The following is a 10,173-nucleotide window of genomic DNA, read 5'->3' as shown; positions in this document are numbered from 1 at the left end:
GTACTGCACCAGGTTGAAGGTGAAGCTGTCGTAGTTGTCGAGAACGAGAAGCATCGCCGCGCCTGGCCTGCCCCCATTCAAAGGCCCAGCCGGCTCAGCAGGGGCGGCACGAGCAGCAGCAGGGCGATCATCAGCGAGGACAGGGCGGCCACCAGCACCGCCGCCGCGGCGCAGTCCTTGGCGATCCGGGCCAGGGGGTGGAACTGGCGGCCGATGGCCAGATCCACCACCGCTTCGGTGGCGGTGTTGAGCAACTCCAGCACCAGCACCGCCGCCACCGTGAGCACCAGCACCGCCAGCTGGGCCGTGGGCAGCTGCAGCCACAGCCCCAGGCCGAACACCACCGCTCCGGTGATCACGTGGATGCGGAAGTTGCGCTGGCTGGCGAAGCCGTAGGCCAGCCCCTGGGCTGCGTAGCGGAAGCTGGCGGGGAGGTCGCCGGCCACCTTCCAGGCGCCAGCCCGAAGTCTCCGTCCCCGGCGCTGGGACATGGGATCGGGCTGGGGGATGGGAAGCAGGCTTGTCATGGCTCCGCAGGCACCTTAACCAGCCGTTCCTGGCGCGCCAGCATGGCCGCCAGGCTGGCGTCGTCGGGGTGGTCCCAGCCCAGCAGGTGCAGCAGGCCGTGGCTGGCCAGAAACAGCAGCTCCTGCACCAGGGTGTGGCCGTGCTCGGCGGCCTGGCGGGCGGCGGTTTCGATGGACATCACGATGTCGCCGAGCTCCAGGGGTTCTCCCTCCCAGCTCTCTGCGTCCGAGCCGTCCTGCGGGAGCAGGGGAAACGCTGCGGCGCCGTCGAGATCGTCGTCCTGGGCCGCGAAGGCCAGCACGTCGGTGGGGCCGCTCTTGCCGCGCCAGTCGGCGTTGAGGGCGGCGATCTCGGCGTCGCCCACCAGGCTCAGGCCCAGGCTGTAGGCGGGGGACTGCAGCTGGGAGGGCAGCTCGGCCTGCAGGGCGCCGAGCCAGGCCGCCAGTAGCCCGTGCCATCGATCCGCTCCCTGCAGGGGATCGAGCCAGGTGCCGCCGGCTTGCAGCAGCCCCGGCTCCAGATCCGGGTCGGCTGAGAAGGCCAGGTCGAGGTCGACCGTGGCGGCCGGGCCCGGGGGCGTGGGGTTGGAGTCCGCCGTCATCCCGCTCAGCCCCCGGGAACCTGGGGCCGGCCCAGCCAAGCGATCAGCACGAGGAAGCCCGTGAGGCCGAGGGCCGTCAGACCGAAGTGAAACAGGCTCTGGCGGCCCTTGCGCACCATGTTGCGCATGGCGAGCTTGATGAAACTCGGGTTTTCGCCGCCCTGGGGCTCAGTCATCGCCGGAGCCTCCGGCCAGCTCCACACCCGCATGCAGCAGGCTCTGGATGAAGGGATCGAGGTCGCCGTCCATCACGCCCTGCACGTCGGTGGTTTCGTGCTGGGTGCGCAGGTCTTTGACCATCTGGTACGGGTGGAACACGTAGTTGCGGATCTGGTTGCCCCAGGCCGCTTCCACGATGTCGCCGCGGATGTCGGCGATCTCGGCGGCGCGCTGCTCCTGGGCGATCACCAGCAGCTTGGCCATCAGCAGGGCCATCGCTTTTTCCTTGTTTTGCAGCTGCGAGCGCTCCTGGGTGCAGCGCACGAACAAGCCGGTGGGGATGTGCAGGATGCGCACGGCCGTTTCCACCTTGTTCACGTTCTGGCCGCCGGCACCGCCCGAGCGGCTGGTGGTGATCTCCAGGTCCTTGTCGGGGATGTCGAGCTTCACCTCCTCCTCGATCTGGGGCATCACCTCCACGCCGGCAAAGCTGGTCTGGCGCTTGTCGTTGGCGTTGAACGGGCTGATGCGCACCAGCCGGTGGGTGCCCTTCTCATTGCGCAGGTAGCCGTAGGCGTAGCGGCCCTCGATCTCGATCGTGCAGCTCTTGATGCCCGCCTCTTCCCCCTCGCTGAGCTCGTCCACGGTCACCTTCATGCCGTGGTCCTCGGCCCAGCGCGTGTACATGCGCATCAGCATCAGGGCCCAGTCCTGGGCGTCGGTGCCGCCGGCGCCGGCGTTGATCGAGATCACGGCGCCTTCCTTGTCGTAGGTGCCGGAGAGCAGGCGCTCCAGCTCCCAGCGATCCAGATCAGCTCGCAGTTTCTGCAGGGCCTCGTTGGATTCGGCCAGCAGCTCCTCATCGGGCTCGAGACCGTAGAGCTCCACGGTGGCGTCGGCATCCACCACGGCCGCTTGCCACTGGGCCAGCTGCTCGAGCTGGGCCTTCACCTCGTCGAGCTGGCGCATCTTGGCCTGGGCCTGCTTCTGGTCGTCCCAGAAGTCGGGCTGGGAGGCGAGCTGTTCGAGATCCTGCTGGCGGGCTTTCAGTGCAGGGACGTCAAAGACAGTCCTGGGCATGGCCCAGGCGGTCAGTGAGCTCGGAGAGGTCGCGTTTGAAGTCGGTGAGGTCGAGCGGCACTGCGGCGGGGGTGCTGGCGGCGGTCACGGCAGGAGGCACTGGACGGGGTTTGACCGTACTCAATGGCGGGTGCCAGGAGCCGGGTGGGGCCTCCCTAGGATCCCGGCCGTTCGAGAGGGCAGCGATGGCCGCAAAGGTGGAGATCTATGTGTGGCGGTCCTGCCCGTTCTGCATCCGCGCTGTGGGATTGCTGAACCGCAAGGGCGTCGACTACATCGAACACGCCATCGATGGCGATGAGCGGGCCCGCCAGGCCATGGCGGAGCGGGCCGGTGGCAGACGCAGCCTGCCCCAGGTCTTCATCAATGATCAGCCGGTGGGCGGTTGCGATGACCTGCATGCCCTCGAGCGCTCCGGCCAGCTCGACGCCCTGCTGGGGGCTTGATCTTGCCGCTCCCTTCCCAACCCGGTCCTGTGAGCCAGCTGTTCGTGATCGATCCGATCGCGCGGCTGCGGCCCACCAAGGATTCCAGCGTCGCCCTGATGCAGGCGGCCCAGCGGGCGGGCCAGCAGGTGTGGGTATGCACGCCCGCTGACTTGGCGGCCCGCGGCGGCGAGGCCGAGGTGTTCGCCCAGCCGGTGCTCTTGGCTGACATCCGTCCCACCGCCAGTGGCTGGGACCTGCCCGAACCCTGGTTCGAGGTTGGCGAGCCTCGCTGGCTGCCCCTCACCGCCTTCCCGCGGGTGTGGATGCGCAAGGACCCACCGGTGGATGAGGCCTACCTCTATGCCACCCACCTGCTGGAGCTGGCCGAGCGCCAAGGGGTGCGGGTGCTGAATCGCCCCTCCGCCCTGCGGGCCTGGAACGAGAAGCTCAGTTCCCTGCGCTGGAGCCACCTGATGGCCCCCACCCTGGTGGCCAGTCGGGTGGAGGCGCTGGCCGCCTTCACGGCCGAGCACCGGGAGGTGGTGCTCAAACCCCTGGGCGGCCGGGCTGGCCAGGGGGTGGTGTTTGCCTCCGCAGCCACCCCCGGACTGCGGGCCCTGCTGGAGCTGGTGACCGGTCAGGAGCAACTGCCGGTGATGGTGCAGGCGTTCCTGCCTGGCGTGAGCGCCGGCGACAAGCGGATCCTGCTGGTGGATGGGGAGCCCCTGGGGGCGGTGAACAGGGTGCCGAGCGGCGGTGAGTTCCGCAGCAACCTGGCGGTGGGTGGCTCTCCGGAGGTCACCGAGCTGAGTGGGGCCGAACGGGCCATCTGTGCGGAGCTGGCGCCGGCACTGCAGGCCGAAGGTCTGTTCTTTGTGGGCATCGACGTGATCGATGGCCGGCTCAGTGAGATCAACGTCACCAGCCCCACCGGGGTGCGAGAGGTGGAGCGGTTGGCGGGGATTCCCCTGGCGGATCAGACGATGGAGCGGCTGCTGCGCAGCTGAGCCGGCAGGTTGAGCTGCTGCTGCAGCACGCCCAGCTTGAGGGCCACTTCCTGCAGCTCCCGCTCCACCGTGGAGCCCCGCACCAGGCCCGCCCCGGCGGTGAGTTCGAGCCGATCGCCCCGCAGGGTGCCGCTGCGGATGGCGACGCGCAGGTCGGCGTCGCCGGCGCTGTCGATCCAACCGATCGGTGCGGCGTAGTGGCCCCGTTCAAAGGGTTCGAGGCTGCGCAGCCAGGCCATGGCCTCGCGCCGGGGCAGCCCGGCGACGGCGGGGGTGGGATGGAGGGCCGCGGCGATCGTGAGGGGTTGCTGGGCGCCCAGGGCTGCCGTGATCGGGGTGTGGAGGTGCACCAGCTGGCCGTGGCGTGCCAGGCGCGGGTGGCGCGGCCGGCGGGGGCTGAGGCCCGCCTGGGTCAGCACGGCGGTGATGGTGTCCACCACCAGTTCGTGTTCGTGGCGGTCCTTGCGGGAGTGCAGCAGGGCCGTGGCCAGGTCTCCCGCGGGGGCGGTGCCGGCCAGGGCATCGCTGCGCAGCTGGCCCTGCCGCACCGTGAGCAGCCGTTCGGGCGAGGCCCCGATCAGGGCGGCTCCCTGGCGCTGCTGCCACAGGAAGCGGCAGCTGCCGCTCTGATGGCGTCGCAGGGGGCTCAGCAGCTCAAGGGGGTCGGGGGCTGCGTCGAGGCGGAGTTCCTGGCGCACGGCCAGCACCACTTTTTCCAGTTCGCCCCGGTTGACCCGCGCCAGGGCCTCCTCCACGGCGGAGCGGTAGCGCTCCTGCCAGCTGGAGCTCCAACGCAGGCCCACCCGGTTGGGGGCCTGCCGATCGGGCGTGCTCGGATCAGGCACCAGCCGCTCCAGGCTGCGGGCCTGTTCCCAGAGCTCCTCGGCCAACTGCCGGGGCGTCACCCCGCCGCCGATGGGGCGCTGCAGCCGCAGCCAGCAATGCTGGCCCTGACGGCTGAGTTGCCAGCGGGGCAGCACGGCCTGCACGCCCGGCACCCCATCCGGTTCGCTCTGCAGGGGCGCATCGAAGAAGGCGAAGGCCAGCAGCACCCGGGGGCGGGCCAGGGGCGGCCCCAGGGGGGCGGCGGCCAGGCGGCTGAGGCTGGCACTGGCAAAGCGTTGGGCCAGCTCGAAGCGTCGGGGGCCGCTCAGCTCCAGGCTGTTGGTGCGGCCGGCAGCGGCGATGCAGAGCCCCGGCGCTCCATCCCAGAGAAAGCGGAAGCCGTCGCCAGCGGTGGGTTCGAGCTGGGGCAGCAGCAGCATCGGGTCGCCGCCGGCCAGGGGCAGCGCCAGGCTCAGCACGCCGTCCTCCTCCAACTGGCGGGCCTGGGCGTTGGCGACGGCCAGCAGCTCGGTGAACGAATCACCCGAGGACTCGGTGAAGGAATGGGAGGCCTGCACCAGAAGGGGCCGGGGCCGCGTCGAAGAGCTGCTCAAATGTATGGGCCCTGCAGTGGCTGCCGTCTGCGGCCCCCATGTCTGTGCCCAAGGTCGTCGCAAGCCGTTACGCCAGCAACCCGGGCGCTCCCCCCGATGGGGCCCCTCCCTCCGACCGTCGCCGGCTCTGGAAGGCGGCGATCAAATGGCCCATGTACGCGGTGGCGGTGATGCCCGTGCTGCTCGCCGCCGGCTGGCGTTTTGGCCGGGCCGAGCCCGTGCGGCTCGAGCAGCTGCTGCTGTTCCTGGTGGCGGCGGTGCTGCTGCTGGCCTGGGAAAACCTGGCCAACGATGTGTTCGATGCCGACACCGGGGTCGACACCCATGGCAAGCCCCATTCGCTGGTGAACCTCACCGGTCGGCGCGACCGGGTGGCCTGGCTGGCCAATGGCTGTTTGCTGTTGGGCCTGGCGCTGATGGCCCTGGTGGCCTGGCGCAGCTCGCCGGTGGTGCTGGCCCTGGTGCTGGGCTGCTGCGGCCTGGGCTATCTGTACCAGGGGCCTCCGTTCCGCCTGGGCTACCAGGGCCTGGGAGAACCCCTGTGCTGGCTGGCCTTCGGCCCCCTGGCCACCGCCGCCGGTCTGCTGGCCCTGGCCCCTGCGGCGCCTGGGGCCGTGGTGCCCTGGCGCACGGCCCTGATGCTGGGCAGCGGCCCCGCCCTGGCCACCACCCTGGTGCTGTTCTGCTCCCATTTCCACCAGGTGGAGGAGGACGCCGCCAACGGCAAGCGCTCGCCGGTGGTGCACCTGGGGACGGGCACGGCGGCAGCGCTGGTGCCCTGGTTTGTGGCGGGCACCCTCGCCTTTCAGTGGGCGCCCGTGCTGGTGGGGCCCGTGGCCCAGCGTTGGCCCCTCACGGCCCTGCTGGGGATCGTTGGCCTGCCGCCGGCCCGCCGCCTGATTCGCCTGCTGCGCGACCACCACCACGAGGCTGGCCGGATCAGCGGCAGCAAGTTTCTGGCCCTGCGTTTTCAGGCTCTCAATGGGTTGGGGTTGGCGTTGGGCCTGGCCCTGGGGCGCTGGTGGCCGGCCTGATCCGCCTGCAGTGGCGGCCCTTTGGCTTTGCCCTGCCCCAGCCCCTGGCCACGGCGGCGGGCACGGTGCGCCAGCGGCGTGGCTGGCTGCTGCGGGCCCAGGGGCCCCAGGGGGAGCTGGGCTGGGGCGAGGCGGCCCCTCTCGATGGGCAGCTGGACCCGCTGGCTGCGGCGATCGAGGCCCTCGGATCCGCCCGTCCCAGCGAGGGCCTGGAAGCCAGCCTGGCCGCCGGCGGCCTGCCCCCGGCCCTGGCCTTCGCCCTGGGCGCTGCCCTGGCCGAGCTGGCTGGCCTGCCGCGGCGCCGCTGGCTGGCCGCACCGGCTTCGGCCCGGTTGCTGCCGGCCGGGCCGGCGGCTTTGGAGGCCCTTGAGCGGGGCGGGCCGGCACCCGTGTTCAAGTGGAAGGTGGCTGTGTTGGCCGATGCCGTGGAGCGTGAGCTGCTCGAGCAGCTGCTGCAGTGCCTGCCGGCGGCGGCGCAGTTGCGTCTCGATGCCAATGGCGGCTGGTCCCGGGCGACGGCGACGGCCTGGGCCGAGCGGCTGGCGGATGAGCCGCGGCTGCAGTGGCTGGAGCAGCCCCTCGATCCTGCCGATCAGGCCGGCCTGGAGGCCCTGGCCGAGCGCGTGCCGGTGGCCCTCGATGAGTCCCTGCAGCGCCAGCCAGCCCGGCGTCAGAGCTGGCCGGGCTGGCAGGTGCGCCGGCCCAGCCAGGAGGGCGACCCCCGACCGCTGCTGGCGGCCCTCGAGCAGGGCAGGTCGCGGCTGATGCTCAGCACGGCCTTTGAAACCGGGATTGGCCGGCGTTGGCTCGACCATCTGGCGGCCCTCCAGGCTGAGGGCCCCACGCCCGTGGCGCCCGGCCTGGCGCCGGGCTGGCAGGCGCCCGGGGGCCTGGCCAGCCGGGATCCTGAGGGGGTGTGGTCAGCCGCGTCGATCACCGGAGCCCAGGCCCGATGACGCCCGAGCAGCTTCAACAGCTTTGGGTCGCCGGCCAGATCGTGCCGCTGGCCGGCCCTGCCCGCCGGGACCAGGAGGCGCTGGCGGCGGCGGTGGGCCCTGGGGGCCTCGATCCCTTGCGCCGGCAGTGGGGCCCCGGGGTGGTGCTGGGCAGCGGTGGCAGCAGTGGGGGGCGCCGTTGGTGCCTCCAGCCCCTGGCCCATCTGCAGGCGGCGGCGGCGGCCACCGGCCACTGGCTGGAGGAGCGGGGGCTCGATCCCGGGGCCTGCCTGCATCTCAACCCCTTGCCGCTGCACCACGTCAGCGGCCTGCTGCCCTGGGTGCGGGCCCAGCAGTGGGGGGCCGCCCACCGGCGCCTCGACCCGGTCTGGATGCGGGATCCCACCCAGTTGGCGGCCGCCGTGCCGTTGGATCCCGGCCGCCCGGGCCTGCTCTCCCTGGTGCCCACCCAGCTGCAGCGCCTGATGGCGATTCCTCAGGGCGTGGCCTGGCTGCAGCAGCTGGCGGTGGTGTGGGTGGGTGGGGCGTCGCTGCCTCCCCAGCTCGCCGCGCAGGCGCGCCAGGCCCGGCTGCGGCTGGCCCCTTGCTACGGCGCCACGGAAACGGCCGCCATGGTGTGCGCCCTTCCCCCCGAGCGGTTTCTGGCGGGGGTGGCGGGCTGCGGTGCGCCCCTTGCTGATGTGGAGTTGCGGCTGGCCGCATCAGGGGCCGTGGAGGTGCGCAGCGGGCGGCTCAGTCCGGGCTGGCTGGAGCACGGTGCGTTGCGCCCCCTGTCTCGTACGGATGAGGGCTGGTGGCGCAGCGGCGATGCCGGCCAGCTGGGACCGGAAGGGTTGGAGCTGCTGGGACGGCTCGATGGCGCCATCACCAGCGGTGGGGAAACCGTGTTTCCCGAGCAGCTGGAGGCCCGGCTGCGGGCGGCCGCTCAGGCCGTAGAGCTGCCCGTGGAGGCGTTGCTGCTCCTGCCGGTGGACGATCCCGACTGGGGCCAGCGGCTGCTGGCCCTGGTGCGGCCGTCTCCTGGTGCGCTCCCCTGGCCGGAGCTGCACACTGCCCTGGAGCTCCTGTGTGCCAGCTGGGCCCCGGCGGAGCGCCCCTGGCGCTGGCTCCTGTGCTCCGAGCTGGCTCCGACAGCGCTGGGCAAATGGCAACGAAGCCGTTGGCGGGCCTGGATTGGCGAGCTAGAAGCGGTGCAGACCCCAACATCCGCAGCGGCCGATGTCGACCCTCTCTGACACCGAAATCAGCAACAAGAAGCTGGCGGCGGGTCTCACCGGCATCTTTTTGGGTGCCTTCGGGGTGCACAAGTTTGTGCTGGGGTACAACAAACCCGCCATCATCATGTTGGTGGTGTCGTTGGCCGGTGGCGTGGTCACCTGTGGGCTGGCCAGTTTTGTGATGGGGGTGATTGGCTTGATCGAGGGGATCATTTACCTCACCAAAACGGACGCGGAATTCCAGGCCCAGTACCTGGATGGTCAGAAGGAGTGGTTCTGAGCCAGCCATGACCAGCGCGCGACTGAGCAGCCTGGTGCCCCTGCTGGCGGCGGCCGTGCTGAGTGTCATGGCGGCAGCTGCCATGCCCCCGGAGGGTCTGCATCCGTTGGCGCTGTTGGCGGCCCTGCTGCCCTTGCAATTGGCGGCCCTGCTCTATGTGTTCCGCCGGCCCTAGAGGGGCTGCACCCCCTGGCCCAGGCTTGAGGCTTCGAGCCAGCGTTGGATGGCGGCCGGCAGGGGGCAGCGCTGGCGGGTGTCGGCGCTGATGGCCAGATGGCGGGTCAGCCCCCGGGCCACCTGCTTGTCGCCAAGGCGGAAGCCGTAGTGCACCTCAAAGGATCCGGGGTCGAGGCGGCGGGGGTCCAGTTGGATCGCCAGGGGATCGCCGCAGGCCAGGGGCGCCAGGAAATCGGCACTGCAGTGCACGATCGGCAGCGCCACCGCCGGCCTCTCGCCCGGTCGCGGGAAGACGTCGCCAGCAGCAAGGCCGAAGCGCTCCAGGCTCTCCTCATAGGCCTCATGGCACCAACGCAAGAGCTGGTGGAAGTGCATCACCCCGGCCGCATCGGTGTCGCCGAAGCGCACCGTGCGGCAGAGCAGCAACCAGGCGCTGGAATCAGCGATCAACCGACCCCATGATCACGTCGATGGAGCCGAGGATGGCCATGATGTCGGCCACCTTGGCCCCCTTGAGGATGTGGGGCAGGATCTGCAAATTGTTGGAGTCGGCGGCGCGGATCTTGAAGCGCCAGGGGGTGACGTCGTCGTTGCCCTGGATGTACACGCCGATCTCCCCTTTGCCCGATTCCAGCCGGGTGTAGAGCTCACCGCTGGGGATCTTGAAGGTGGGGGCCACCTTCTTGGCCACGTACTGAAACTCAAAGGCCGAAGAGGGGCCTCCCTTGCCCTCAGCCATCCGCTGGGCTTCGAGGTTTTCGGTGGGGCCGCCGGGGATCATGGCGCAGGCCTGGCGCAGGATCTTCAGGGATTCGCGCATCTCCTTCACCCGCACCCGGTAGCGGGCGTAGCAGTCGCCCTCCTGTTCGCAGACCACGTTCCAGTCGAAGTCGTCGTAGCACTCGTAGTGATCCACCTTGCGCAGGTCCCAGGGCACTCCGGAGGCGCGCAACATCGGCCCCGACAGGCTCCAGTTGATCGCCATCTCTTTGGTGATCACGCCGAGCCCCTCAATCCGCTTGCGGAAGATCGGGTTGTTGGTGATCAGCTTTTCATATTCATCGATCTTGGGGCCGAACCAATCGCAGAAGTCGAGGCACTTCTCCAGCCAGCCGTAGGGCAGGTCGGCCGCCACCCCGCCGATACGGAAGTAGTTGTTGTTGATCAGCCGCTGGCCGGTGGCCGCTTCCCACAGGTCGTAGATCATCTCCCGCTCGCGGAAGATGTAGAAAAACGGCGTCTGGGCGCCCACGTCGGCCAGGAAGGG

Annotated in this window: 14 protein-coding genes; 7 read left to right on the top strand and 7 right to left on the bottom strand. The window is 70.5% G+C overall.

Annotated features, from left to right (window positions below):
• Positions 1 to 77 precede the first annotated feature (77 nt).
• The 4 genes from KBY71_RS13105 to prfB form a co-directional block, all read right to left on the bottom strand.
• The gene (locus tag KBY71_RS13105; protein WP_396095475.1) at positions 78 to 527 is read right to left on the bottom strand and encodes a diacylglycerol kinase family protein; all 450 of its coding nucleotides are present in this window, start codon (positions 525 to 527) and stop codon (positions 78 to 80) included.
• Complete coding sequence (ybeY, locus tag KBY71_RS13100; protein ID WP_254929334.1) at positions 524 to 1,129, bottom strand: rRNA maturation RNase YbeY; 606 nt, start codon at positions 1,127 to 1,129, stop codon at positions 524 to 526. Before ybeY ends, KBY71_RS13105 begins: the two co-directional genes overlap by 4 nt.
• A 5-nt stretch (positions 1,130 to 1,134) precedes the next feature.
• Positions 1,135 to 1,305 carry a DUF3285 domain-containing protein gene (locus KBY71_RS13095; RefSeq protein ID WP_254929333.1) on the bottom strand — a complete coding sequence of 57 codons (171 nt, stop codon included), beginning with the start codon at positions 1,303 to 1,305 and terminating at the stop codon, positions 1,135 to 1,137.
• Positions 1,298 to 2,429 (bottom strand): peptide chain release factor 2 gene (gene prfB, locus KBY71_RS13090; RefSeq protein ID WP_254929337.1). Its coding sequence is split into 2 segments (ribosomal slippage): positions 1,298 to 2,350 and positions 2,352 to 2,429, totalling 1,131 coding nucleotides; the frame shifts between segments, so codons are not numbered across the junction. The genes KBY71_RS13095 and prfB overlap by 8 nt, the downstream gene beginning before the upstream one ends.
• Before the next feature lie 124 nt (positions 2,430 to 2,553).
• Between prfB and grxC the strand changes: the two genes are divergently transcribed.
• Together grxC and gshB are read left to right on the top strand one after the other, a co-directional pair.
• Entirely contained in the window at positions 2,554 to 2,814 is a 261-nt protein-coding gene (gene grxC, locus KBY71_RS13085) for a glutaredoxin 3 (RefSeq protein ID WP_254929332.1), read from the top strand.
• Between the two features lie 29 nt (positions 2,815 to 2,843).
• Positions 2,844 to 3,803 (top strand): glutathione synthase, encoded by a 960-nt coding sequence (gene gshB / locus KBY71_RS13080; protein WP_254929336.1) that lies wholly within the window; start codon positions 2,844 to 2,846, stop codon positions 3,801 to 3,803.
• On the opposite strand, the gene KBY71_RS13075 is transcribed toward gshB, so the two are convergent.
• Entirely contained in the window at positions 3,773 to 5,206 is a 1,434-nt protein-coding gene (locus KBY71_RS13075; protein ID WP_396095477.1) for an isochorismate synthase MenF, read from the bottom strand. The genes gshB and KBY71_RS13075 overlap by 31 nt on opposite strands.
• Before the next feature lie 74 nt (positions 5,207 to 5,280).
• Here KBY71_RS13075 and menA point away from each other — a divergent pair, with 74 nt between their 5' ends.
• The 5 genes from menA to KBY71_RS13050 are packed head-to-tail and all read left to right on the top strand — an operon-like array spanning position 5,281 to position 8,904.
• Positions 5,281 to 6,276 carry a 2-carboxy-1,4-naphthoquinone phytyltransferase gene (menA, locus tag KBY71_RS13070; protein WP_254929331.1) on the top strand — a complete coding sequence of 332 codons (996 nt, stop codon included), beginning with the start codon at positions 5,281 to 5,283 and terminating at the stop codon, positions 6,274 to 6,276.
• Complete coding sequence (locus tag KBY71_RS13065) at positions 6,264 to 7,232, top strand: o-succinylbenzoate synthase (RefSeq protein WP_254929330.1); 969 nt, start codon at positions 6,264 to 6,266, stop codon at positions 7,230 to 7,232. Before menA ends, KBY71_RS13065 begins: the two co-directional genes overlap by 13 nt.
• A complete protein-coding gene (locus KBY71_RS13060; RefSeq protein WP_254929329.1) occupies positions 7,229 to 8,467 on the top strand; it encodes an AMP-binding protein in 1,239 nt (412 codons plus the stop codon). Before KBY71_RS13065 ends, KBY71_RS13060 begins: the two co-directional genes overlap by 4 nt.
• Complete coding sequence (locus tag KBY71_RS13055; RefSeq protein WP_190390331.1) at positions 8,451 to 8,729, top strand: TM2 domain-containing protein; 279 nt, start codon at positions 8,451 to 8,453, stop codon at positions 8,727 to 8,729. The genes KBY71_RS13060 and KBY71_RS13055 overlap by 17 nt, the downstream gene beginning before the upstream one ends.
• 7 nt (positions 8,730 to 8,736) lie before the next feature.
• Positions 8,737 to 8,904, top strand: coding sequence for a hypothetical protein (locus tag KBY71_RS13050; protein WP_254929328.1), 168 nt, complete (start codon positions 8,737 to 8,739; stop codon positions 8,902 to 8,904).
• Here KBY71_RS13050 and KBY71_RS13045 read toward each other — a convergent pair.
• Together KBY71_RS13045 and KBY71_RS13040 are read right to left on the bottom strand one after the other, a co-directional pair.
• Positions 8,901 to 9,356 (bottom strand): thioesterase family protein, encoded by a 456-nt coding sequence (locus tag KBY71_RS13045; protein WP_254929327.1) that lies wholly within the window; start codon positions 9,354 to 9,356, stop codon positions 8,901 to 8,903. The genes KBY71_RS13050 and KBY71_RS13045 overlap by 4 nt on opposite strands.
• Positions 9,346 to 10,173 (bottom strand): NADPH-quinone oxidoreductase (locus KBY71_RS13040; protein WP_254929326.1); only part of this gene is annotated, 828 nt, incomplete at its 5' end. The genes KBY71_RS13040 and KBY71_RS13045, both read right to left, overlap by 11 nt.

The sequence above is a fragment of the Cyanobium sp. T1B-Tous genome (genome assembly GCF_024345475.1).
In the GTDB taxonomy this organism is placed as follows: Bacteria; Cyanobacteriota; Cyanobacteriia; order PCC-6307; family Cyanobiaceae; genus Cyanobium_A.
Note: the sequence above shows the minus strand (reverse complement) of the source record. Positions and strands in the feature narration are given on the sequence as shown.